The sequence below is a fragment of the Thermomonas fusca DSM 15424 genome (assembly GCF_000423885.1).
Lineage (GTDB): Bacteria > Pseudomonadota > Gammaproteobacteria > Xanthomonadales > Xanthomonadaceae > Thermomonas > Thermomonas fusca.
Map to the genome: position 1 here is coordinate 21,528 of NZ_AUIV01000024.1, position 22,527 is coordinate 44,054.

General features: G+C 70.0%; 20 protein-coding genes, 1 pseudogene and 1 riboswitch. Of the genes and pseudogenes, 12 read left to right on the forward strand and 9 right to left on the reverse strand.

Annotation, left to right across the window (positions count from 1 at the left end; all coding sequences use genetic code 11):
• The first annotated feature begins 29 nt into the window (after positions 1 to 29).
• The 3 genes from G582_RS16325 to G582_RS0110730 are packed head-to-tail and all read left to right on the forward strand — an operon-like array spanning position 30 to position 1,829.
• Positions 30 to 671, forward strand: a complete 642-nt coding sequence (locus G582_RS16325; RefSeq protein ID WP_038053806.1) for a YceI family protein — start codon at positions 30 to 32, stop codon at positions 669 to 671.
• A gap of 26 nt (positions 672 to 697) precedes the next feature.
• Positions 698 to 1,291: a cytochrome b gene (locus G582_RS0110725; protein ID WP_028839836.1), complete on the forward strand. Its 594-nt coding sequence runs from the start codon at positions 698 to 700 to the stop codon at positions 1,289 to 1,291.
• Positions 1,284 to 1,829, forward strand: a complete 546-nt coding sequence (locus tag G582_RS0110730) for a YceI family protein (RefSeq protein ID WP_028839837.1) — start codon at positions 1,284 to 1,286, stop codon at positions 1,827 to 1,829. Before G582_RS0110725 ends, G582_RS0110730 begins: the two co-directional genes overlap by 8 nt.
• Before the next feature lie 16 nt (positions 1,830 to 1,845).
• On the opposite strand, the gene G582_RS0110735 is transcribed toward G582_RS0110730, so the two are convergent.
• On the reverse strand, positions 1,846 to 2,076 hold the full coding sequence (locus tag G582_RS0110735; protein WP_028839838.1) for a glutaredoxin family protein: 231 nt from the start codon (positions 2,074 to 2,076) through the stop codon (positions 1,846 to 1,848).
• Between the two features lie 73 nt (positions 2,077 to 2,149).
• On the opposite strand from G582_RS0110735, the gene G582_RS0110740 reads away from it, so the two are divergent.
• The 3 genes from G582_RS0110740 to G582_RS17260 all read left to right on the forward strand — a co-directional run bounded on the left by G582_RS0110740 (position 2,150) and on the right by G582_RS17260 (position 8,935).
• On the forward strand, positions 2,150 to 3,547 hold the full coding sequence (locus G582_RS0110740; protein WP_028839839.1) for an L-serine ammonia-lyase: 1,398 nt from the start codon (positions 2,150 to 2,152) through the stop codon (positions 3,545 to 3,547).
• A gap of 167 nt (positions 3,548 to 3,714) precedes the next feature.
• Positions 3,715 to 6,747: a ligand-binding sensor domain-containing diguanylate cyclase gene (locus G582_RS16330; RefSeq protein WP_051247142.1), complete on the forward strand. Its 3,033-nt coding sequence runs from the start codon at positions 3,715 to 3,717 to the stop codon at positions 6,745 to 6,747.
• Positions 6,748 to 6,751: 4 nt separating this feature from the next.
• Positions 6,752 to 8,935 carry a putative bifunctional diguanylate cyclase/phosphodiesterase gene (locus G582_RS17260; RefSeq protein WP_051247144.1) on the forward strand — a complete coding sequence of 728 codons (2,184 nt, stop codon included), beginning with the start codon at positions 6,752 to 6,754 and terminating at the stop codon, positions 8,933 to 8,935.
• On the opposite strand, the gene G582_RS16340 is transcribed toward G582_RS17260, so the two are convergent.
• From G582_RS16340 to metX, 3 genes are read right to left on the reverse strand one after another with little or no spacing between them, the layout of a single operon-like run.
• Entirely contained in the window at positions 8,878 to 10,023 is a 1,146-nt protein-coding gene (locus G582_RS16340; protein ID WP_083961173.1) for a homoserine dehydrogenase family protein, read from the reverse strand. The two genes, G582_RS17260 and G582_RS16340, sit on opposite strands and share 58 nt — an antisense overlap.
• On the reverse strand, positions 10,020 to 11,231 hold the full coding sequence (locus tag G582_RS0110760) for an O-succinylhomoserine (thiol)-lyase (RefSeq protein WP_028839840.1): 1,212 nt from the start codon (positions 11,229 to 11,231) through the stop codon (positions 10,020 to 10,022). The genes G582_RS16340 and G582_RS0110760 overlap by 4 nt, the downstream gene beginning before the upstream one ends.
• Entirely contained in the window at positions 11,228 to 12,283 is a 1,056-nt protein-coding gene (metX, locus tag G582_RS16345) for a homoserine O-succinyltransferase MetX (protein ID WP_282705143.1), read from the reverse strand. Before metX ends, G582_RS0110760 begins: the two co-directional genes overlap by 4 nt.
• A 111-nt stretch (positions 12,284 to 12,394) precedes the next feature.
• Positions 12,395 to 12,516, reverse strand: a riboswitch (SAM riboswitch).
• A gap of 238 nt (positions 12,517 to 12,754) precedes the next feature.
• On the opposite strand from metX, the gene G582_RS16350 reads away from it, so the two are divergent.
• Complete coding sequence (locus G582_RS16350; RefSeq protein ID WP_051247148.1) at positions 12,755 to 13,657, forward strand: M23 family metallopeptidase; 903 nt, start codon at positions 12,755 to 12,757, stop codon at positions 13,655 to 13,657.
• On the opposite strand, the gene G582_RS0110775 is transcribed toward G582_RS16350, so the two are convergent.
• Entirely contained in the window at positions 13,570 to 14,688 is a 1,119-nt protein-coding gene (locus G582_RS0110775) for an HDOD domain-containing protein (RefSeq protein WP_028839841.1), read from the reverse strand. The genes G582_RS16350 and G582_RS0110775 overlap by 88 nt on opposite strands.
• Before the next feature lie 162 nt (positions 14,689 to 14,850).
• On the opposite strand from G582_RS0110775, the gene G582_RS0110780 reads away from it, so the two are divergent.
• The 3 genes and pseudogenes from G582_RS0110780 (at position 14,851) to G582_RS18000 (ending at position 17,184) form a co-directional block, all read left to right on the forward strand.
• Positions 14,851 to 16,455, forward strand: a complete 1,605-nt coding sequence (locus G582_RS0110780; RefSeq protein WP_028839842.1) for a peptide chain release factor 3 — start codon at positions 14,851 to 14,853, stop codon at positions 16,453 to 16,455.
• A 234-nt stretch (positions 16,456 to 16,689) separates the two neighbouring features.
• Positions 16,690 to 16,875, forward strand: a pseudogene (locus G582_RS17995) (AsmA family protein); the annotation flags it as partial.
• 75 nt (positions 16,876 to 16,950) lie between these two features.
• The gene (locus tag G582_RS18000) at positions 16,951 to 17,184 is read left to right on the forward strand and encodes a hypothetical protein (RefSeq protein ID WP_156880451.1); all 234 of its coding nucleotides are present in this window, start codon (positions 16,951 to 16,953) and stop codon (positions 17,182 to 17,184) included.
• Between the two features lie 27 nt (positions 17,185 to 17,211).
• On the opposite strand, the gene G582_RS0110800 is transcribed toward G582_RS18000, so the two are convergent.
• Genes G582_RS0110800 through mtgA form a run of 3 tightly spaced genes read right to left on the reverse strand, consistent with a single transcriptional unit; the run spans position 17,212 to position 19,454 of the window.
• Complete coding sequence (locus G582_RS0110800; protein ID WP_028839843.1) at positions 17,212 to 17,640, reverse strand: CBS domain-containing protein; 429 nt, start codon at positions 17,638 to 17,640, stop codon at positions 17,212 to 17,214.
• Positions 17,600 to 18,652 (reverse strand): glycosyltransferase family 2 protein, encoded by a 1,053-nt coding sequence (locus tag G582_RS0110805; protein ID WP_038053807.1) that lies wholly within the window; start codon positions 18,650 to 18,652, stop codon positions 17,600 to 17,602. Before G582_RS0110805 ends, G582_RS0110800 begins: the two co-directional genes overlap by 41 nt.
• Before the next feature lie 46 nt (positions 18,653 to 18,698).
• Complete coding sequence (mtgA, locus tag G582_RS0110810; RefSeq protein WP_028839845.1) at positions 18,699 to 19,454, reverse strand: monofunctional biosynthetic peptidoglycan transglycosylase; 756 nt, start codon at positions 19,452 to 19,454, stop codon at positions 18,699 to 18,701.
• A gap of 103 nt (positions 19,455 to 19,557) precedes the next feature.
• Between mtgA and hslO the strand changes: the two genes are divergently transcribed.
• Positions 19,558 to 20,457 carry an Hsp33 family molecular chaperone HslO gene (gene hslO / locus G582_RS0110815; RefSeq protein WP_028839846.1) on the forward strand — a complete coding sequence of 300 codons (900 nt, stop codon included), beginning with the start codon at positions 19,558 to 19,560 and terminating at the stop codon, positions 20,455 to 20,457.
• 238 nt (positions 20,458 to 20,695) lie between these two features.
• Positions 20,696 to 21,520 (forward strand): XOO1806 family protein, encoded by an 825-nt coding sequence (locus G582_RS0110820; RefSeq protein ID WP_028839847.1) that lies wholly within the window; start codon positions 20,696 to 20,698, stop codon positions 21,518 to 21,520.
• A gap of 111 nt (positions 21,521 to 21,631) precedes the next feature.
• On the opposite strand, the gene G582_RS0110825 is transcribed toward G582_RS0110820, so the two are convergent.
• Positions 21,632 to 22,522: a DUF4097 family beta strand repeat-containing protein gene (locus tag G582_RS0110825; protein WP_028839848.1), complete on the reverse strand. Its 891-nt coding sequence runs from the start codon at positions 22,520 to 22,522 to the stop codon at positions 21,632 to 21,634.
• Positions 22,523 to 22,527 lie beyond the last annotated feature (5 nt).

Below are 22,527 nucleotides of genomic sequence, written 5' to 3' on the forward strand. Positions count from 1 at the left end.
GCACATCCCGGCATGCCTAGAATCCCGCCATGCCACGCCGATATCGCCACCGCCCCGCTCTTGCCGCCCTTGCGCTGCTGTCCGCCTGTGCACTGGCCAGCGCCGGCGAACCGATGCACTACGCGATCGATCCCGTGCACACGCGGGTGATGTTCGAAATCGACCACGCCGGATTTTCCAAGGCCATCGGCACCCTCTCCGGCAGTACCGGCAGCCTGCAATTCGACGAGGGCGACTGGAGCACCGCCAAGCTCGACGTGACGCTGCCGATGCAGCGCCTGGACATGGGCGATTCCGGCTGGTCGGCATCGTTGTTCGCCCCGCGTTTCCTCGACGTCCAGCGCTATCCGCAGGCGCGCTTCGTCTCCACCCGGGTGGAGCGGCTGCAAGACAATCGCGGCACCGTCTGCGGCGACTTCACCCTGCGCGGCGTCACCCGGCCGCTGTGCATGCAGTTCAAGCTCAACCGCATCGCCCGTTACCCGCTGCCGCCGTTCCGCCACACCGCCGGCTTCTCCGCAACCGCAACGCTCAAGCGCAGCGACTTCGGCATCACCGCCTGGCAGTCATTGATTGGCGACGCCATCGAACTGCGCATCGAAGCCGAGCTGACCCGCAGCAAGGGCGACGACCGTCGCGAAACGCCAGCCGCCGGCACCGCGACCCGATGAATCAACCGATTTCCGCGAGAAAGCACATGCCGCTGAAAAACACGCACGAACGATGGGGCTGGGTCAGCCAGGTGCTGCACTGGCTGATCGCGCTCCTGATCCTGGCGATGGCCTGGCTGGGCCTGACCATGGGAGACCTGCCCAACGGCCCGGACAAGATCGCCACCTATGCGCTGCACAAGTCGCTCGGCCTGAGCATCCTCGCGCTGGTGGCGCTGCGGCTGCTGTGGCGCCTGTACGCCAGCGCACCGGCGCCGTTGGCGGGCACGCCGCGCTGGCAGGAACGCATCGCCGGCGTGACGCACATGACGCTGTACACGCTGCTGCTGGCGCTGCCGCTGAGCGGCTGGCTGCTGAACTCCGCGGCCGGCTTCCCGCTGCAATGGTTCGGCCTGTTCAACCTGCCGGCGCTGGCCGGCCGCGACGACGCCCTGCACGCGCTGGCCGGACAGGCGCACGAACTGCTGTTCTGGGTGCTGGCCGGGCTGGTGGTGCTGCATGCCGCGGCCGCGCTCCACCACCACCTGTTCCTGGGCGATGCCACCCTCGCCCGCATGCTGCCGCGCGGCTGGCTGCGCGCCGGCGCCGCCGCCGCCAAAACGGAGAACCACGATGCGTAAGTTGCTGCTGCCGGCGCTGCTGGCCCTGTCCATCCCGGCCGTCGCCGCCGACTACGTGCAGGCGCCCGGCTCGACACTGGCGTTCGCCGGCAAATACCAGGGCGAGGTGTTCGTCGGCCGCTTCCCCGGCTTTTCCACCAGGCTGTCGTTCGACCCGCGCAAGCTGGACGGTTCACGGCTGGAGGTGACCATCCCGATGGCCACCGCCACCACCCGCAATGCCGATTACGACGGCGAGATGCGCGGCACCGCGTTCTTCGATGCGACGAAGTTTCCCCAAGCCACCTACGTGGCCACGAAGTTCCGCGCACTCGGCGGCAACCGCTACGCCGCCGACGGCACCCTGACCCTGCGTGGCGCCAGCAAGCCGGTGACGCTGACCTTCGAGTGGACGCAGGGCGCGAACCCGGTGCTGTTCGGCCGCGCCGCGGTGCAGCGGCTGGATTTCGGGGTGGGCGGCGGGCAGTGGGCCGACACCGGGCTGATCCCCAACGCCATCGCGGTGAGTACGCGGGTGTTGCTGAAGTCCGCGCCGTGATGGCGCCGCCGGCCCGCTACGCGCCGGCGCAGAAGCCGCGCACGCGCTCGGCGTCGAACGGCCAGTCCAGCTCGGCGCCGCTGTCGTCGTCGCACAGCACCGGCACGCGCAGCCCGTAGCGCGCTTCCAGCGCCTCGTCGTCGTCGACGAACACGGTGTCGAATTCCGGAATCCGCGCCACCGCCAGCACCTCCAGCGCCAGGTCGCACAGGTGGCAGCGGTCGCGCTGGTAGAGGATCAGGGCCATACGCTCGCGTCCTTGGTGCGGTGATTGCCGGCCTAGAATAGCCACCTCCCCCCGTCCGGCAATCCCCACGCACATGGCCGTTTCCACCTTCGACCTCTACAAGATCGGCATCGGTCCCAGCTCGTCCCATACCGTCGGCCCGATGCGCGCCGCCGCGCGCTTCGTCAGCCACTGGCTGCAGGAGAACGACGTGCTGGCGCGCACCGCGCGGATCCGCGCCGAAGTGTTCGGCTCGCTGGCGCTGACCGGCCGCGGCCACGGCACCGACAAGGCGGTGCTGATGGGGCTGGAAGGCCACTGGCCGAACCAGATCGACCCCGACATCATCCCGCCGGCGCTGGAGCGCATCCGCGCCAGCAAGCGCCTGCGCCTGGGCGGCCAGCACGAGATCGCCTTCGACGAGAAGCGCGACCTGGTGATGAACAAGCGCCAGAAGCTGCCCTTCCACACCAACGGCATGCGTTTTTCCGCCTTCGATGCCGAGGGCGTCGAGCTGGCCACCCGCGACTATTACTCGGTTGGCGGCGGCTTCGTGGTCAACCAGGACGAGGCCGCGGAGGACCGCATCGTCGCCGACACCACCCCGCTGCCGCATCCGTTCAACAGCGGCGCCGAACTGCTGGCCGAATGCGAGCGCAGCGGACTGAGCATCGCCCAGATGATGTTCGAGAACGAAAAGGCCTGGCGCAGCGAGGACGAAATCCGCGAAGGCCTGCGCGAGCTTTGGCAGGCGATGCAAAGCTGCGTGGCGCGCGGCATGCGCGCCGGCGGCACCCTGCCGGGCGGCCTGCACGTGGCGCGACGCGCGCCGGCCCTGCACGCGGAGCTGGCGTCGAAGCCGGAAGCCGCGATGCGCGACCCGCTGACCGTGCTGGACTGGGTCAACCTGTACGCGCTCGCCGTCAACGAGGAAAACGCCGCCGGCGGCCGCGTGGTCACCGCGCCCACCAACGGCGCGGCCGGCATCCTGCCGTCGGTGCTGCACTACTACGAGCGCTTCTGCGCCAGCGAAAAGGACGCGGCCGCGCGCGAGCAGGGCATCTTCACCTTCCTGCTCACCGCCGCCGCGATCGGCATCCTGTACAAGGAAAACGCCTCGATCAGCGGCGCCGAAGTCGGCTGCCAGGGCGAAGTGGGCGTGGCCTGCTCGATGGCCGCCGCCGGCCTGACCGCGGCGCTGGGCGGCAGCCCCGGCCAGATCGAGAATGCCGCCGAAATCGGCATGGAACACAACCTCGGCCTGACCTGCGACCCGATCGGCGGGCTGGTGCAGATCCCCTGCATCGAACGCAACGCGATGGGCTCGGTGAAGGCGATCAACGCCAGCCGCATGGCCCTGCGCGGCGACGGCCAGCACAAGGTGTCGCTGGACAAAGTGATCAGGACCATGCGCGAGACCGGCCGCGACATGCAGGACAAGTACAAGGAAACCAGCCGCGGAGGCCTCGCGGTCAACGTCATCGAGTGTTGAAGGCTGGGACGGAGATCAAGACCTCAGCCCTCGGGCCGCTATCGGTTTCAAGGTAATCTCGTTGGCACGGGATCCACGGGGAAATCTCGATCAGCTGTCCATCCGCCAAAGGTCATGCTTTCGCGCTCCGCCGGGCCTTCCAGCGCCTGCTGCGGCCGTGGCTGCTTTTGCTCACGCTGGCCACGCCGCTGAGTGCTGGCGCGCTGGAAGCCGACAAGCCGTTCAGCGATTACGTCGTCGACAGCTGGGACGTGAAGCAGGGCCTGCCGCAGATCAGCGTGCTGGCGATGACCCAGGACGCCGATGGCTACCTGTGGTTCGGCACCCAGGGCGGGCTGGCGCGCTTCGACGGGGTGCGCTTCCGCCGCTACAACCCGCGCGACACCCTCGGCGTGAACAGCAACATCCAGGCACTGCTGGCCGACCGCCAGCGACGGCTGTGGATCGGCACCACGCTGGGCCTGCTGGTGCTGGAGGACGGGCGTTTTCGGCGGGTGCTGCCGGCGGATGCCGACGGCAAGCCGGCGCTGGCCTTCCCGGTACGGGCGCTGGCGATGACCGACGGCCGTGTACTGGTGGCAGGTGCGGAGGGCGTCTACACCCCCGAGGGTGGCCGCCTGCGCCTGTTGCATGTCCTGCCCGAGCCGGCCTTGAGCCTGCTGGTGCGCCCCGACGGACTGTGGGCCGGCGGCGCCGGGCGGGTCTACCGGATCCGTCCGGGCACGACCGAGGCCATCCCGCTGCCGGCAGCGGCAGGCAGCCCGGTCACCGCGCTGGCCTGGCACCACGGCCGCATCTGGGCGGGCGGCAACCGCGGCCTGTTCCGCTTGCAGCACGGCGCCTTCCTCGGCGCGGGCACGGGCAGCGCGCCGACCATCGAGGCGATGGCCAGCGACCGCGACGACAACCTGTGGATCGCGACCTCGCAGTATCTGGAGCGGTGGCGCGGCGGCCAGCCGATCGAACGCATCCAGGACAGCCGCGGCAGCATCGCCATTCGCGCGATCTACGAGGACCACGACGGCAACCTGTGGCTGGGCAGCCAGACCGAGGGCGTGGCGCGGGTCTGGAATGGCTATACCCGCCGCCTGGACCAGTCCGTTGGCCTCGCCAACCCGCTGCTGTGGGCGATTTCCGGGGCACCCGACGGCAGCGTCTGGCTGGGCACCGTCAACGGGGTGGAAGTCTGGCGCGATGGCCGCATCCAGCAGGCGGTGGCCGGTGCGCGGCTGCCGCACCCGGAAGCCTACAGCCTGCTGGCGGAAGCCGGCCAGGTCTGGATCGGCACCCGCGCCGGTGCGGCCGTGCTGCGCGACGGCCGGCTGGAGCAGCCGGCGGTGCTGGCGCCGCTGCGCAACCTGCAGATCAACGGCATCGTCCGCGATCGCGGCGGGCGGCTGTGGTTCGCCAGCAGCGACGGGCTGTTCATGCTCGGCCGCGACCATCGGCTGCTCCGCTACGGCCTGACCGAAGGACTGGCCGACGCCCGCATCCGCATCGTCCACGAAACCCGCGACGGCCGCCTGCTGGTGGGCTCCACCCGTGGCCTGTACGAATGGCGCGGCGGCCGCATCCTCGCGCTGGGTCGGCAGACCGGGCTCGATGACGAGATCGCCGTCACCGCCCTGCTCGAGCTGGCGAACGGGCACTGGCTGGTGGGCAGCAGCAACGGCGACAGCCTGCACCTGTTCGACGGCAAGCGCTGGCACGCCTTCGGCAGCAGCCGCGGCCTGCCGATCAACATCCCCTTCCACCTCGCCGAGGACGTCGGCAGCCTGTGGGTGGCCGGCATGCAGGGCGTGTACCGGCTGCCGCTGGCGCAGCTTGAGCGTGCGCTGCAGTCGCCGGCCCTGCAGCTGGACCCGCAGCTGGTCATCAACTCCGGCTTCGACCGCCCCGGCGGCCAGCAGGACAAATGCTGCAACGGTTCCGGCAACGGCCGCGGCCTGCTGCGCGACGGCCAGCTGTGGCTGCCTACCCGCGACGGCGCGCTGCTGGTGCAGCTGGCCACCGCCGAGGCCGGCACGCCGCGGCCGGTGCGGATCGAAGCGGTGGCGACGCAGGGCCGCGCCTACGCTGCCGGCAAGGACGCACTGCGCCTGCCGATGGACGCGCGCGACCTGCGCTTCGACTTCACCGTGCCGGCATTCCAGCCGACCCGGTTGCCGCGGCTGCGCTACCGGCTGGTCGGTTTCGAGCAGCGCTGGCGCGAACTGGACAACCCGTCGCTGCGCTCGGCCAGCTACATCAACCTGCCGCCGGGCGACTACCGTTTCGAAGTGGCCGATTTCAGCCGCGCCGATCCGCTGGCCGGCAGCGCGCGCCTGGACGTGGCCGTGCCGCCCCACCTGTACGAAACCCTGGCCTTCCGCGTGCTGGCGGGATTGCTGGCGGTGGGATTGGTCTGGCTGGGCTACCTCGGCCTGCGCCACCGCTACGCGCGCCAGCGGATGGTGCTGGAGCAGCTGGTGCAGGAGCGCACCCGCGACCTGCAGGCCGCCAACGCCAGGCTGAAGGAAATCAGCTTCGCCGACCCGCTCACCGGCCTGCACAACCGCCGCTACCTGACCCAGCAGATCCCCGTCGACCTGTCGTTCTACCAGCGCGATCCCGACTATCGCGAGGGCCGCGAGGCGCTGGTGATCGCGCTGCTCGACGTCGACCACTTCAAGGTCATCAACGACACCTGGGGCCACGCCGCCGGCGACCGCGTGCTGGAACAGCTGGGCCAGCTGTTGGGCGAGCTGAAGCGCAGCGGCGACTACGTGGCGCGCTGGGGCGGCGAGGAATTCCTGCTGGTGCTGCGGCCGTTGGCGCGCGGCAGCGTGGCCAGCATCGGCGAGCGGCTGTGCTCCCGCATTGCCGCGCACCGCTTCGACCTTGGCAACGGCGCCGAGCATCGGCTAACGGTATCCGTCGGCTTGGTCGAATGCCCGCTGTTCCGCGACCACCCGGACCTGCTGGGCTGGGAACAGCTGGTCACCCTGGCCGACCGGGCGATGTACGCGGTCAAGAATTCCGGGCGCAATGGCTGGATGGGGTATCGCCCGCTGCCGCAGGCGCGGCTGCCGGAAGACGTTTCTGGCTATCGCGACAATCCGCGCCAGCTGCTCGACAGCGGCCTGCTGGAACTGTTCGGCGCATCCGCGAGTACCACCGCCGCAGCAGCGCCGGCCGCACCGCCTCCGCAACCGGGATGAGCCCATGCAAAACCTCATCACGACATCGCTGCGTGGCGCCCTGCTGACCGGCCTGTATTTCGTCGGGGCGGTGATCGCGGTGCTGTACCTGCGCACCCCCGCCGACGTGACCCTGTTCTGGCCCGCCGCCGGCATCGGCTATGCGCTGGTGCTGCGCTACGGGCTGCGCTACGCGCTGGTGATCCCGCTGGCTCAGCTGCTGGTGCACCTGCTGGTGGTACCGGTGCCCGCGGCCTTCCTGCCGTTCTCGCTGGCCAGCAACTACATCGGCACGGTGGCTGCCTGCGCCTACGTGGCAAGCCGGCAGTCGCGGTTGCAGCTGCGCATCGCCGACGGCTTCCTGCTGCTGCGCGGCGGCATCCTGCTGTCGGCGGCCAGCGCGCTGGTGGGCGCTGCCGGCATGCTGGTCGCCGGCATGGCCCCGGCTGCGGACCTGCCGCGGGTGCTGCTGCAATGGACGCTGGGCGACCTGCTGGGCGTCACCGCCATCGTCCCGTTCTTGCTGCTGTTCTTCGCCAGGAACCTGCCGGTGCGGCTGCCCGCGCCCAGCGGCGCCAGCCACCGCGAGCGCCTGGCCTGGATCGCGGCGATGCTGCTGACGCTGGCCGTCGGGTTTGCCATCGCGCGCCGCGGCAGCCTGTATCCGCTGTCGATCGCGACCCTGCCGCTGGCCCTGCTGCTGTGGTCGGCGGCGCGCTACCCGCCGCTGTTCACCGCCGGTGCGACCATGCTGGTCACCCTGCTGCTGGCGTTGGTGCTGGGTCTGGGCCTGGGCGGCACCGATCGCCCGGAGCTGCTGCACGATACCGCGCTGATGATGGGCACGCTGGTGGTGAACTCGGTTGTGCCGATCCTGCTGGTGGCGTCCTACAACGAACGTGCCGACACCATGGAGGCGCTGCGCGTGCGCGCCACCATCGACCCGCTGACCGGCCTGCTCAACCGCGACGCCTTCGAAGATCTGGCGCGCACGCGGCTCGCGCGCTCGACCGAGGCGCAAACCCTGCTGTACGTGGATCTGGACAACTTCAAGCTGGTCAACGATGCCGCCAGCCATGCCGCCGGCGACGAGGCGTTGCGGCACGTGGCAACGCTGGTACGGGACGCTTTCGACAACGATGCGCTGGTGGCGCACAGCAGCGGCGACGAATTCACCATCCTGGCACCGCAGGACGTGGCCACCGCCACCGTCGCCGGGCGTCGCCTGTTGGCCGCGATTGAAGAGCTGCGGGTGGTCTGGCAAGGCGGCACCCTGCGCGCCACCGCCAGCATCGGCATCGCCGCCAGCCTGCCGCCGCACGCCAGCTTCGACGACCTGCTGTCGCAGGTGGACACCGCCTGCCACGAGGCCAAGGAGCTGGGCGGAAACCGCCTGTTGGTGGCCGGCCAGAACGCCGAAAGCCTACGCAGCCGCAGTCGGATGATGCGCAATGCGCTGGATGCGCGCGAAGCGCTGGACCAGCGCCGCTTCGAGCTGTGGTGCCAGCCGATCGTGAACCTGCGCGCACCCGGTGCGGTGCAGACGCATTTCGAAGTGCTGCTGCGCTGGCGCGACGGCGAGGGCCGGTTGCGCGCGCCGGCCGACATGATCGCCGCGGCCGAGCGTTACCGGCTGGGCCCGCGCCTGGACCGCCACGTGCTGGATGAGGTGCTGGACTGGCTGGATGCACACCGCGCCGCGGCGGCGCAGATCGGCCAATGCAACATCAACCTCGGCGCCGCCACCCTGGCCGACGACGAGTTCGCGGATTACGCCGCCGGCCGCCTGCGCCACAGCCCGCTGGGGCCGGGCCAGCTGTGTCTTGAAATCACCGAAACCAGCGTGGTCCGCGACCTCACCCGCACCCGCCGGTTCATTGCCCGCATGCGCGAGCTGGGCTGCCAGTTCGCGCTGGACGACTTCGGTACGGGCTTCTGTTCGTTCGGCTACCTGCGCGACCTGCAGGTGGACTACCTCAAGATCGACGGCGGCTTCGTCCGCGACCTCGCGGAATCGCGGCTGTCGGAAGCGGTGGTGCGTTCGATCACCGAGATCGCCCACCTGCTGGACATGCGCGCGGTGGGCGAACAGGTGGAGACCGAGGCACAACTGGTCCGCCTGCAGGCGCTGCAGGTGGACTACGCGCAGGGTTACGTGTTCCAGCGGCCGGTGCCGATCGCCGAATTCTTCGGCCTGCCCAACGGCTGAGCCGTGCTGGCCTGGATCGCCAGCGCATCGTCCAGCAGCGCAGCCGCGGTCACCGCCGCGCCGGCGCCGGGCCCCTGGATCAGCAATGGCTGTTCGTGATAGCGGTCGGACCAGATCGCCACCCGGTTGTCGGTGCCGCCGCCACCCACCAGCGGGTGCTCGGCAGGCAGGGCTTCCAGACCCACCGTGGCGCGCCCGTCGACATCCAGACGGGCGACGAAGCGCAGCTTCGCGCCGTCCTTGTAGGCACTGGCGTAGCGCTCGCGCAGCGGTGCGTCCAGCGCCGGCAGCGCGGCGTCCAGCGCCTCGCGCGGCAGCGCCGCCAGCGCCGGCGGCACCAGCGACTGCACCCGCACCACCTCGGCCTCCAGCGGGAAGCCCGACGCGCGCGCCAGGATCAGCAGCTTGCGCCGCACGTCCTCGCCGGACAGGTCTTCGCGCGGGTCCGGCTCGGTATAGCCGGCATCACGCGCCTGCCGGACGAAGCCGGAAAACGGCTGCTTGCCGTCGTAGTGGTTGAACAGCCACGCCAGCGAACCGGACAGCACCCCGGCGATCGCGTGGATGCGGTCGCCACCGGCCTGCAGCGCACGCAGCGAACGCAGCAGCGGCAGCCCGGCGCCGACCGTGGCACTGTCGCCGTAGTGGCTGCCGCCCGCCCGCTGCGCGGCCTGGATCGCCTGCCAGCGCGACAGCGCAGTGCCTTGCCCCAGCTTGCAGGCGGTGACCACGTGGATGCCGCGCGCCAGCCAGTGGGCATGTTGCGCCGCCACCGCTTCCGAGGCGGTGGCGTCGATGACGATGCGGGTGCCGGTGCCCGCCAGCGCGTCGTCCACCGCGGCCAGCGAACTGGCCTGCGGCGCATGCTGCAGCAGCAATTCGCCGGCGTCGCTGGGAATGCCGGCGGGATTGCCGAGCGCGTAGCGCGAATTGGCCGCGTGCACCAGCGACAACCGCTGCCCCAGCGGGGTGCCGTGCCAGCCGGCCAACCGCGCCCACACCGCGCTGCCGACAGTACCGGTGCCCAACAGTGCCAGCCGCGCCGGTGCGACCTGCGCCGTGCGCAGCGCCGCGATGCGCGCGCTCACCGTGCAGCCTGGCGTTTGTCCGCGCCCGCAGCCTGCGCGCGCACCAGTGCATCGGACAGGTCGGCCAGCAGGTCGTCGACGTGCTCGATGCCCACCGACAGCCGCAGCAGCCCATCACCGATACCGGCGGCGGCGCGCGCCTCGGCGCTCATCGCCGCGTGGGTCATGGTGGCCGGGTGCGCGACCAGACTCTCCACCCCGCCCAGCGACTCGGCCAGGGTGAAGTAGCGCAGGCCATCGACGAATGCGCGCACCGCCGCCTCGCCGCCGTCCAGCTCCACGCTGAGCATCGCCCCGAAGCCATGCTGCTGCCGCGCCGCCAAGGCGTGACCGGGGTGGCTTTCCAGTCCCGGGTAATGCACGACGCGCACCGCCGGGTGGCCATCCAGCAGCGCCACCAGCGCGCGGGTGTTCTCCTGGTGCACGCGCAGGCGCGCGTCCAGCGTGCGCAGGCCGCGCAGGGTCAGGAAGCTGTCGAACGGCGAGCCGGTCAGGCCCAGCGCGTTCGCCCACCACGCCAGCTGCGCATGCACCTCGGCGTCCTTCGCCACCGCCGCACCACCGACAACGTCGCTATGGCCGTTGATGTACTTGGTGGTGGAATGCACCACCGCGTCGGCGCCGAAGTCGGCGATCGGCCGCTGCAGCGCCGGCGACAGGAAGGTGTTGTCGGTCACCGCCAGCGCGCCGGCGGCGTGCGCGGCCTCGATCACCGCGCGCAGGTCAGTGATCCGCAGCAGAGGGTTGGAGGGGGTTTCGATCCACACCAGCCTGGGCTTGCGCGCCAGCGCCGCGGCCACCGCCTGCGGGTCGGTGAGATTGCAGGTGACTAGCTCGAACGCGCCCTTCTTCGCCAGCGCGTTGAACAGCCGCCAGCTGCCGCCGTAGCAGTCGTGCGGCACCACCAGCACGTCGCCCGGCTGCAGCAGCGCGTTCAGCACCAGGGTGATCGCGCCCATCCCGGTGGCGGTGATGACGCCGCCGGCGCCGCCTTCCAGTTCAGCCAGCGCCTCGCCCAGCAGGTCACGGGTGGGGTTGCCGCTGCGGGTGTAGTCGTAGGCGCGCTTGTCGTTGAAGCCGGCGAAGCTGAAGTTCGACGACAGCACCAGCGGCGGCGTGACCGCGCCGAAGGCGGTGTCGCGATCGATGCCGGCGCGCACCGCGCGGGTGGCGGCGCGGCTGTCGGCGGTGGGGATGCCATTGCTCATGCGGAAACTCCGGTGGATGCTTGAAGGGGAATGCGGGTGGCGGGGCCGAACAGTTCGCTGGCCAGCAGCGCGTCGATGCGATCGGTTTCCTTGAGGAAGGCGTCGTGGCCGTACGGCGAGCGCAGCACGCGCAGGCGGCCGCGGCCGCCGAGGCCTTCGATGAGTTCGACCGCATCGGCCATCGGCACCAGCCGGTCGCCTTCGACCGCGATCACCGACACCGGCACGCCCACCTGCGCGGGATCGATGCGGTGCAGGTCGATGGACTCGGACAGCCGCAGCCAGGCGGTGGGCGAAACCCGGGCGACGAACTTCGCGCCGGCCGCGTCCAGATAATCCTCGGCCGCCACCCGCACCTGGCCGTTGCAGATTTCCGGCAGCGCGTCGAAACGCTCGGCGAATTCCTCCGGCGTGCGGTAACTCAGCATCGCGAACTGGCGGGCCAGCGACAGCCCCTGCTGGTCGGCGCACTGCAGCCGGCCCAGCGCCACCGCCTTGCGCTGCAGCGCCCGCCACGCCGCCGCATACGGATGCGGGCGATGCACGCCGCTCACCGCCACCAGCTTGCGCAGCCGCGCCGGGTGCCGCACCGCCAGCTGCAGCCCGACCAGCGCGCCGTAGGAATAGCCGACGTAGCCGGCCAGCGCCTCGATGCCGAGCGCGTCCAGCAGCAGCGCCACCGCATCGGCCTGGTCGGCGGTGTCGATGGGCGCGTCCAGGCTGCCATCTGCGCCGACGTAGTCGAAGGCGAGGATGCGCAGCCGCGACGGGTCCAGCGCGCGGCCCGCCCCCAGCAGGCCCTCGACCCAGCCCGGCGCGGCGTCCAGCGCATTGGCGGCGACGTGGCGATGCGCGGAAATGCCGCCGGCCACGAACACCACCGGCGCGCCCGCGGGCCCGACCAGCTCGTAGTCCAGGCGCAGCCGGCGGGTGCCGGCATGGCGGCTGTCCAGCACCGCGTCGACGCTGCCGCGGCGGGCATCGACGGCGTCCGCCGGAACCGCAGGCATCGGCTCCGCCGCCCGGGGGAGGGGGTGGCAGGACGGGGCGATGCATTCGGCAAGGTTCACGGCGGACTCCGGCGATGGACAGCCCATCGGAGTCGCGCGGGGATGCGGGAAGGCCGAACGCGTCGGCGTCGCGAACCGCAGCCTGCGGCTTCGCAACCATCTTCCGGCAGACGCTCAGGTCCCCGCAGGATTTGGCACCTCGCCAACGCGCTTGCGCGCGCCGTCTGGTTGCCCCGGCATCAAAGGGCCTGTCCCTCCGCCGGTCTCGATGGATGCGGCCAGTCTGGACATGCCTGGCGGTTATGTCAATCGCTTCATTCGGATGAAGCGATGTTGATAACGAAATTTCATGTGACGGCCAGACGCGCGCCGGCAGGGGAAACGCACTCCCGCGAAATCGCCGGCAAAGCCCAGCCATTCGGGTGCGACCGGGGTCACAGGACGGCGCGCGTTTGCTGCATCGGGGCAGGCCGCAGGCGGGCGCAGCCGCCGCACCGTCGGCATACTCCTCCGATGCGTCCGTCCCCGATCCTGCTGCTGGCCTGTCTGTGCGTCGCCACCGATGTCTCCGCGATTGCGGCGGACGATCCGGCTGCGGTCGCCAGGTTGCGCATCGAGGCCAGCGACGACGGCTACCTGGCCTGGGCCGACAATCTGCTGGCTGGCCCGATCGAGGTGCGGCTGGATGTCGCCGGCGGTGCGCCACCGCCCAGCGAGCCGCTGCTGCCGGCGCGTGCTGGCGTCACCGCGAAGGGCAGCAGGCTGGTGGCGCGGCTGCAGGCACCCGGCGGCCGCGAAGGCTGGACGCGGCTGCGCCTGCGCGGCGTGCCCGGCAGTTCCAATGCGCGGCCGCGCGACGTGGCCTACCGGCTGCCGCTGGCGCAGCCGCAGGCCTGCATCGACCAGGGCTTCGAAGGGGAATACAGCCACCACGACGCGGAAAACCGCTATGCGCTGGATTTCGCGGTGCCGGTGGGCACGCCGGTGCTGGCCGCGCGCGACGGCGTGGTGATGCAATTGCAGGATGGCTATCGCGGCCACGGCTTGGACCGCGCGCGCGACGCCAGCCGCGCCAATTACATCCGCATCCTGCACGACGACGGCAGCATGGCGGTGTACGCGCATCTGGCCGAAGCGGGGGTACTGGTGGGCGTGGGCCAGCGGGTCGAAGCCGGCCAGCGCATCGGCCTGTCCGGCAATACCGGCTACAGCACCGCGCCGCACCTGCACTTCGCGGTGCAGGTCAATCGCGGCATGCAGCTGGAGGCGATACCCTTCCGCATGCCGGCCGCACAGGCAGGCACGGGCGCCGGGGCGCCCGCTGGGGTTCAGGCCACTTCTTCGTCGAGCGCCGACGGCTCCACTAGATCGCGCCACTGCGACAGCTTGTCGAGCATGCCAACCGAGCGCAGATAGGTTTCATCCGGCTCGTTGCCGGCCACCAGCGCGCTGGCCACGTGCACCGCACCGGTGACCCAGAAGCCGCCGGAACGCATCTGCCCCGGCCGGCGCTGGTAAGCCACCGCCTCCACGATCGGCATGGGCAGGCCCCACAGACCCAGCAGGTAGGCGCCGGCCTCGGCGTAGTGTGGCTTGGGCTCGCCGAATTCGTTGGTTTCCTCTTCCTCGCCCGCGGCCACGCCGGGCAGCAGCCGGCCCACTTCGGCCAGCAGGCTGGCGGTAGCCGCCAGTTCTGCGCTGGGACCGGGCAGCAGCCGCCGGGCCAGGTTGGACGCGCGCAGCGCGCGATCCTGCACTTCCTCGCGCTGCTTGCCGCTGCCGAAGCCGCCGCCACCGAACGCCTCGATGGTCAACACCATCCGCAGCAGCGCCTGATGCCCCAACCGCAGTACCGCCGCGCGCATGTCGCTGATCTCGCGGCCACCGGAGAAATAGGCGGAGTTGCACAGCCGCAGCACCTTGGCGGCAATCGCCGGGTCCTGCGACAGCGCCTGCGAAATGGCCTGGTTGCTGGCTTCCGGGTCGCGCAGCAGGCGGGTCAGCTGCAGGTACAGCCGCGGCGGCGGCGGCAGCGAACTGATCCGGCCCAGGGTCTTCTTGAGCGCCTCGTTGTCGAGCAGCTCGCGCAGTTCGATGACGCTTTCCACCGCCGCTACCAGCTCGCCCGGATCCAGCGGCCGGCCGAGCACGCGGTGTGCGCATTCCAGCCCCTGCGCGATGTCCACGCTGGCCTCGTTGGGCGACTGGTCCAGCAGCAGGATGCGGACCGCCTGCGGATACAGCGCGGCAACCCGCGCCAGCATCTCCGGCCCGCTCATGGCGCCGGGGCTCAGCCCGCACACGAACACGTCGAACGCGGGCATGCCCGCCTCCACCTGCACGCCTTCCGGCAGCCAGGCGATATCCCAGTCCAGCCCGAAATCGGCCAGCAGGCCTTCGAATTCGGCGGCCCGCGCCGCATCCTCACCGACAATGACTATGTGCACTACGACACCTTCTGAACGGGATTCCCCGGGGCACGCCGCGAACATGGCGGCGGATTCGCGCGGAGTCGCCGTTGCCTGCGGCGACATGCATCCACGAAACGCGAAACCCGGGCAGGCCCGGCCCCGCTGCGGCCATGCTGCCCCCGCCGGTATAATTTGGCAATGTCAGAAGTCGCTATCGAAGCTGCGCGCCGTCGCACTTTCGCCATCATCTCCCACCCCGACGCCGGCAAGACCACGCTGACCGAAAAGCTGTTGCTGTTCGGGGGCGCGATCCAGATGGCCGGTTCGGTCAAGGGCCGCAAGGCCGCCCGCCACGCGACATCCGACTGGATGGCGCTGGAGAAGGAGCGCGGCATCTCCGTCACTAGCTCGGTGATGCAGTTCCCCTACGAGGGCCGCATCGTCAACCTGCTGGATACCCCCGGCCACGCCGACTTCGGCGAGGACACCTACCGCGTGCTCACCGCGGTGGATTCCGCGCTGATGGTGATCGACGTCGCCAAGGGCGTGGAGGAGCGCACCATCAAGCTGATGGAGGTGTGTCGCCTGCGCGACACCCCGATCATGACCTTCGTCAACAAGCTCGACCGCGAGGGCAAGGACCCGATCGACCTGCTGGACGAGATCGAATCGGTGCTGGGCATCCAGTGCGCGCCGGTGACTTGGCCGATCGGCATGGGCAAGCGCCTGAAGGGCGTGGTGCACCTGATCAGCGGCGAAGTGCATCTGTACGAATCCGGGCGCAACTTCACCCGCCAGGACTCCACCATCTTCCCGTCGCTGGACGATCCGGGCGTGGAGGCCGCGATCGGCGCGCCCATGCTTGCAGAGGTGCGCGAGCAGCTGGAACTGGTGCAGGGTGCGTCGGCGGCATTCGACCACGCCGAGTACCTGGCCGGCAGGCAGTCGCCGGTGTTCTTCGGCTCCGGCGTCAACAACTTCGGCGTGCAGCCGCTGCTGGATTTCTTCGTGCAGCACGCGCCCGCGCCCGGCACCCGCGCCACCACCGGCCGCGACGTGGCGGCCTCGGAAAACAAGCTCACCGGCTTCGTGTTCAAGATCCAGGCCAACATGGACCCAATGCACCGCGACCGCGTCGCCTTCATGCGCGTGTGTTCGGGCAAGTTCAGCGCCGGCATGAAGGCGTTCCACGTGCGCAGCGGCAAGGAAGTGAAGCTGGCCAATGCGCTGACCTTCATGGCCAGCGATCGCGAGATCGCCGAAAGCGCCTACCCGGGCGACGTGATCGGCATCCACAACCACGGCACCATTTCCATCGGCGACACCTTCACCGAAGGCGAGAAGCTGTCGTTCACCGGCATTCCCAGCTTCGCCCCGGAGCTGTTCCGCCGCGCCCGCCTGCGCGATCCGCTCAAGCTCAAGCAGCTGCAGAAGGGCCTGGCGCAGCTGAGCGAGGAAGGCGCCACCCAGTTCTTCAAGCCGCTGATGAGCAACGACCTGGTGCTGGGTGCGGTCGGCGTGCTGCAGTTCGACGTGGCGGCCTACCGGCTGAAGGACGAATACGGCGTCGAGGCGATCTTCGAACAGGTGCAGGTGGCCACCGCGCGCTGGATCCGCTGCAGCGACGCGAAGAAGCTGGAGGAGTTCCGCGAGAAGAACGCGCTGAACCTCGCCATCGACGCGTCCGGCGCGCTGGTGTATCTGGCGCCCAGCCGGGTCAACCTGCAGCTGGCGCAGGAGCGGGCGCCGGGGGTGGAATTCCTCGCCACCCGCGAGCATGCGCAGTCGGTGGCCGCCGGCTGAGAGCCGTGAACCCGCGCCGAACGAAGGCGCGGGGATCGGCTCTGCGCGGGTGAGTTGCAGCGCGGGTTTTCACCGCCGGTTGATGGCGAGGCGGCCAAGCTCGGGGCGTGAACGTTTCCGCAGCCCGGCAGGCCGATCCCGGGGCTGCACGCCGCCCGCCGCGCGTGCGCCACCCCTGGCTGATGGCGTTCGGCGCACTCACGCTGGGCGTGCTGGCGCTGGTCCTGCGTGTTCCGGGCGCCATTGCTTGCGGGCGGCAGTTTCAGGGACCCCTCGTTCCGGCGCGATCTCGCCCGCGTCGGATTGCGCGCGGCGCTGGCACTGGCGCTGGCCAACATGGCCCGGCCGGCCGCGCTGCTGGCAACGTTCGAACCCGGCCCGGGCAAGGATTCGGACTGCGGTGGACGCTACGCCCGCTGAGACATGGCCGGCGGCAGCCAACGGCGCCGTTGTACCAGGAGTTGCGGCGTCCAGCCGCCCACCACGAGGCTGTCCATGGACACCACCACCAAAACCACCCTGAAAGCCCAGCTCAGCGTACTTGCCATAGCCAATAACGGCTTCAAGGCGATGCTGAGCATGCCGCCGCCGATGGTAATGGCGGGGATGCCGCCAATGCCCGTGTCGCTGCAGCCTGCCCTGGCCCCGTATCTGGGCGCGATGAAGACCCACGCCGACAACTACGACAAGCTGCTCAAGCTGCTGTCGGACGTGATCGACAAGAGCTGATCCACCGGCTGGTGGCGCCGGCGACGCTCAGGAAGCGATATAGCGCTGCAGCTGGTCGATATCGCGCCGCTGCAGTTCGATGACGGTCTTGACCAGGTCGCCGATCGACAGCACCCCGATCACTTCGCCGCCGTCGACCACCGGCAGGTGGCGGATGCGGCGGTCGGTTACCAGCTGCATGCAGTGGTCGATGTGATCGCCCGGCGCCACCGTCACCACCTCGGCGGTCATGATGTCGCGCACCGGCGTGTCCCGCGACGAACGCCCCTGCAGCACGATCTTGCGCGCGTAATCGCGCTCGGAAAGGATCCCGGCCAATCGCGCGCCATCCATCACCAACAGCGCACCGATGCCGCGTTCGGCCATCAGGCGGATGGCATCGATGACCGGCGCTTCCGGTCCGATCGCGATGACCTCAGGCGATTTCGCCTCCAGCAGCTGCCGCACCGTGCGCATGGCGGACTCCTTTCGTTCCGGGAAGAAGATCTGGATGCCGGCCCGAGGATACTCCCTCCGCGGGCCGCCAGGCATCGATGAGATACAGCGGGCGCTGCTTGGATTCCTCGTACAGCCGGCCCAGATATTCGCCGATCAGGCCCAGCGCCATCAGCTGCACGCCGCCCAGGAACAGGATCACCGCCATCATCGACGGCCAGCCCGCCACCTGGTCGCCCCACAGCAGTGCCTTCAGGACGACCCAGCTGCCGTAGCCGAACGCGAACAGCGCGGTGACCAGGCCGGCGTAGGTGGCCATTCGCAGTGGCGCGGTGGAAAAACTGGTGATGCCTTCCAGCGCGAAATTCCACAGCTTCCAGGCGTTGAACTTGCTGTGCCCGGCCGCCCGCGCATCGCGCTGGTACGGCACCGACACCGCATTGAAGCCGATCCAGCCGAACAGCCCCTTCATGAAGCGATGGCGTTCGCGCAGCTGCCGCAGCGCCGCCAGCGCGCGCGGCGACAGCAGCCGGAAGTCGCCGGTGTCGCGCGGCACCGGCGTCTTCGACAGCGCGCCGATGATCCGGTAGAAGCCGTGCGCGCTGGCACGCTTGAACACGCCCTCGCCCTCGCGGGCGACGCGGGTGCCGTGCACGTCGTCATGGCCTTCGCGCCACTTCGCCACGAACTGCGGCAACAGTTCCGGCGGATCCTGCCCGTCGGCGTCCAGGATCAGCGCCGCGCCGCGCTCAATGCGGTCGAGCCCGGCGGTCAGCGCCGCCTCCTTGCCGAAATTGCGCGACAGCCGCAGCAACGCCACCCGCGCATCCTCGCGTGCGAACTGCAGCAGCACCGGCCAGGTGCCGTCGCGGCTGCCGTCATCGACATACAGCACGCGCGCCTCCAGGCCTTCCGCCTCGGCCAAGTCCAGCGCCGCGCGGATACGCGGCTGCAGGCGCGGCAGCGCCTCTTCCTCGTTGAAGGCGGCAACGACGAGCGTCAGGCAGCGGTGTTCCGGCGCGATTCCATCCATCCGCGAAGTATGCCAGCCGCATTGCCCTGGCCAGGCGCGCCGCCGCTCAATCCAGCGTGCGCAGATAGCCGGTGCCGCCCATCGCCCCCATCTGCCGCTGGATCGCCGCCGCGCGGCGCTGCACGTACGGCCCCGGCCTGGCAGCGCTGTAGCGCTTCGGGCTGGGCAGCACCGCCGCCAGTCGCGCTGCCTCCGCCCGACCGAGCCGCGATGCGTCCTTGCCGAAGAAGCTGCGCGACGCCGCTTGCGCGCCGTACACGCCGTCGCCGAATTCGGCGATGTTGGCGTACACCTCCAGGATCCGCCGCTTCGGCCACAGCGCCTCGATCAGCGCCGTGTACCAGACTTCCAGCCCTTTGCGCAGCCAGCGGGTCGGCCCGATGCCCTGCCACAGGAACAGGTTCTTGGCGGTCTGCTGGCTGATGGTGCTGGCGCCGCGGATGCGCTTGACCGGCGTGCCGCGCTTCTCGGCGCGCGCGCGCATCTTCTCGTTGTGCGCCTGCGCTTTTTCGATGGCGGCAAAATCGAAGCCGTGGTGCTGGGCGAAGTTCTGGTCTTCCGCCGCCACCAGCGCCAGCGGCAGGTTCGGCGAGATCGCCCGCAGGTCGCGCCAGTCATGGGCGATGCGGAAACCGGGATTGCCGGCCAGCGCCGCATCCAGCCAGCGCGCCGCCATGAACGCCGATATCGGCGGATCGACGAAGCGCAGCGCCAGCACCTGCAGCACGCTGAACGCCACGAACAGCAGCGGCAATCTCCACCACCAGCCGCGCAACCGACGCTTGCGGGTTCCGCCGCTCATGCCGCGGCGCCTTGCGAATGGCGCCTGCGCGCCCCATCTCGATTCATCATCATCCCCTGCTGCCCGCGGATTATCCGCATCCGGGCTCTTCCACGGTACCCACATGAACAACATCCCCGACGCGCAGCTGCGCTTCCTGCTTCCGGCCGCCGGCGTGCGCGGCGTGGCCGTGCACCTGGGCGAGACCTGGCGCAGCATCGCCGCACGCGCCGATTACCCGCCAGCCGCGGCCGAGCTGCTGGGCGAAGCCGCTGCCGCCGCCGCGCTGTTCACCGGCCATGCCAAGGTCGATGGCCGGTTGTCGGTGCAGCTGCGCAGCAAGGGCGCGATCAGCACCCTGTTCGCCGAATGCACCGCCGCCGGCACCCTGCGCGGCATCGTCCGCCTGAACGAGTCCGCCGACGCGCCGTCGCGCGACCTGCGCGCGCTGGGCGCGGATGCGCTGCTGGCCATCACCATCGAGAACCCGCCGCTGGGCAATGGCGAGCCGATGCGCTACCAGGGCCTGGTGGCGCTGGAGGCGGAACGCCTGGACGCGGCATTCGAGGATTATTTCCGCCAGTCCGAACAGCTGCCCACCCGCCTGCTGCTGGCCTGCAACGGCCAGCGCGCCGCCGGCCTGCTGCTGCAGAAATTGCCGGGTGAAGAGAGCGATGAGGACGGCTTCCGCCGCGCCAGCGCGCTGTTCGACACCCTCGGCAGCGAGGAATTGCTGGCGCTGGCGCCGGCCGACGTGGTCCACCGCCTGTTCCACGAGGAAGCCCCGCAGCTGGTCGGCGAGAAGGCGCTGCGCTTCGCCTGCTCCTGCTCGCGCGAGCGGGTGGAGGGCATGCTGGTGTCGCTGGGCCGCGATGAGGCCGACGCCGCGGTGGACGCCGGACACGGCACCGCCTCGATCCTGTGTGAATTCTGCGGCCAGGGCTACGGTTTCGACGCCAGCCAGATCGCGGCCCTGTTCAGCCGTGAGGCCGGCATCCAGCCGGCGGCACCCGGGTTGCAGTAATTCGATCGGATCGGGGCCACCAGGCACCCGGCGCTGAGTGGCACTCATCCCGTGGAATCGCCATCGGCGCGCCGCTGGCGGACTGCCGCGCCGGGCAGTCCCGCATCCCGGCGCTATTGTTAAATAAACATAAACGGGCTAGGATTTTCCTGCAGTCCTGTCGTTTTACCGGGGAACTTCGGCTTAACAAGCCGGTCACATCAGCATGACCCAGCGATTCCTGCCACTTGCCGCCGCCGTGCTTGCCCTGGTGTTTGCCAGCGGCAACGTCAACGCGCAGGCGAAAAAGGACAAGCGCAGCAACTCCAGGGTCGTGCCGGTGCTCAACCGCGACAGCGGCAAGCTGGAAGCGGTGCTGCTGTTGGAGCCCGCCACTGCCGGCTCGCGCTGGCGCTTCGGCAAGACCACGCTGGAAGCGACCTACGGCCTGCAGACCGGCGATTCGCTGGCACTGCTGTGTGATCGCCGCAACGGCGTTGCACCCGCCATCGGCCAGCTGGCAAGCAACTGCGTGTTGGCCTCGGTGGACGACGACAAACCCGGCTCAGGCAGTCGCCATGCCAACGCCGGAGTGAGCCTGGCCCGCAATGGCGGCAAACTGGGGTTGAGCTTCGGCACCGGGCGCGACACCCTGCCCGCGTGGCTGACTCCCGGCCAGGCCGGTCCTGCGCGCTACAACCAGAACGACTTCTCGCTGTTCGCGGAAAAGGCGATCAGCCGCGAAGGCTTCGTCAGCGTCGGCGGCACCGTCGCCCGCGCCCGCCTGGTCCCCGCGGCGGACGTGCCGCAGCTGGCCGACCAGTGGAACACCCGCAGCCTCAGCGTCGGTGGCGGCTATGGCGCATTCGGCGCCAACATCATCGGCCGGGTGGTCAACGTCCCGGGTGAAAGCGAAGTCTGGAAAGGCCTGGGCCTTGGCCTGACCTGGCGCACCCCGTGGAACGGCCAGCTCAGCGTCGGCGCCGACAACGTCGTCACCCGCGGCAAGAACCCGTTCCAGATCAAGGGCGATCCCAGCGACGAAGGCACCGTGCCCTACGTGCGCTACCAGCAGGATCTCTGAGGCGCCGCCCGCGCCCGCCACGCAGCGGCAGCTCAACGTCAGGCGCAACAGGAAAAGGCCGCATTCGATGCGGCCTTTTCGTTTTCGCAGCACCTGTCACAGCGCTGGCGATCAGGGCAGGACCAGCCGCGCGTCGCCAGAAAAAGTCTGCATGCGGATATCGCCCTTGCCGGCGCCGTAGCGCACGCGGAAGCTGGAGCCTGGGCCGAATTCCTCCTTGCGGATCTTCGCACCCGGCGCGGCCAGGTCGCCGCTGAAGCTTTCGCCGGACACCTGCGCCGACAGGTCCGCCGGCAGGCGCAGGCGCAGGTCGCCGCTGACGCTTTCCATCCGGATCTCGCCGTCGTCGGCCAGCGCCAGATTCAGATCCATGTCACCGGATACTGAACTCGCCGCGAGCTTGCGCGCATGCTCGCCCAGCGTGTCCAGACGGATGTCTCCCGACACGCTTTCCAGCGCGATCGCCCCGTCCAGTCGCCCCTGCACGACCAGTTGGCCGCTGACCGTCTCCACCCGCAGCTCCTTGCTGTTCATCGCGAGCCGGATATCACCGCTCACAGAGCTGATGCCGCCGCGCCGCGGCGCACCGTTGGCGACGATGTCGCCGCTGACCGACTCCAGCTCCAGCTCGCGCGAGGCCATACCGGTGACGCTGATGTCCGCGGACACGGTTTCCACCTCCAGGTCGGCCAGCAAGGGCATCTGCACCATCAGGTGCGTGGGCTGCGCATTGCCGCTGCGCGACGGATACCGAACCTTGATCCGAAGCACCCGGCCGTCGCCCTCGACCGAGAGCTTTTCCACGCCGTCACCCAGCGAGCCGGTCAGCTTCACTTCCGGCCGGTCCCAGGCCACCACCTCGACTTTTCCCTTGAGGTTTTCGATTTCGACCCGGCCGCGTGCATCCAGCGGGCGGGTCTGGCTGATCGGCGTCGCCGCCATGGCCGGCAGCGCGCTCGCGGCGGCCAGCGCAGTCCACAACATTCCGGCAAGGATTTTCATCATCG

Excerpts from the sequence above, each read along its gene's own strand:
- G582_RS17260 (WP_051247144.1), top strand. The coding sequence starts at position 6,752 with ATGCAAAACCTCATCACGACATCGCTGCGTGGCGCCCTGCTGACCGGC.
- G582_RS0110825 (WP_028839848.1), bottom strand. The coding sequence starts at position 22,522 with ATGAAAATCCTTGCCGGAATGTTGTGGACTGCGCTGGCCGCCGCGAGC.
- G582_RS0110760 (WP_028839840.1), bottom strand. The coding sequence starts at position 11,231 with ATGAGCAATGGCATCCCCACCGCCGACAGCCGCGCCGCCACCCGCGCG.
- G582_RS0110730 (WP_028839837.1), top strand. The coding sequence starts at position 1,284 with ATGCGTAAGTTGCTGCTGCCGGCGCTGCTGGCCCTGTCCATCCCGGCC.
- G582_RS0110800 (WP_028839843.1), bottom strand. The coding sequence starts at position 17,640 with ATGCGCACGGTGCGGCAGCTGCTGGAGGCGAAATCGCCTGAGGTCATC.
- G582_RS0110740 (WP_028839839.1), top strand. The coding sequence starts at position 2,150 with ATGGCCGTTTCCACCTTCGACCTCTACAAGATCGGCATCGGTCCCAGC.
- G582_RS0110725 (WP_028839836.1), top strand. The coding sequence starts at position 698 with ATGCCGCTGAAAAACACGCACGAACGATGGGGCTGGGTCAGCCAGGTG.
- G582_RS16350 (WP_051247148.1), top strand. The coding sequence starts at position 12,755 with ATGCGTCCGTCCCCGATCCTGCTGCTGGCCTGTCTGTGCGTCGCCACC.
- G582_RS0110780 (WP_028839842.1), top strand. The coding sequence starts at position 14,851 with ATGTCAGAAGTCGCTATCGAAGCTGCGCGCCGTCGCACTTTCGCCATC.
- G582_RS16325 (WP_038053806.1), top strand. The coding sequence starts at position 30 with ATGCCACGCCGATATCGCCACCGCCCCGCTCTTGCCGCCCTTGCGCTG.
- G582_RS0110805 (WP_038053807.1), bottom strand. The coding sequence starts at position 18,652 with ATGGATGGAATCGCGCCGGAACACCGCTGCCTGACGCTCGTCGTTGCC.
- hslO (WP_028839846.1), top strand. The coding sequence starts at position 19,558 with ATGAACAACATCCCCGACGCGCAGCTGCGCTTCCTGCTTCCGGCCGCC.
- G582_RS18000 (WP_156880451.1), top strand. The coding sequence starts at position 16,951 with ATGGACACCACCACCAAAACCACCCTGAAAGCCCAGCTCAGCGTACTT.
- mtgA (WP_028839845.1), bottom strand. The coding sequence starts at position 19,454 with ATGAGCGGCGGAACCCGCAAGCGTCGGTTGCGCGGCTGGTGGTGGAGA.
- G582_RS0110735 (WP_028839838.1), bottom strand. The coding sequence starts at position 2,076 with ATGGCCCTGATCCTCTACCAGCGCGACCGCTGCCACCTGTGCGACCTG.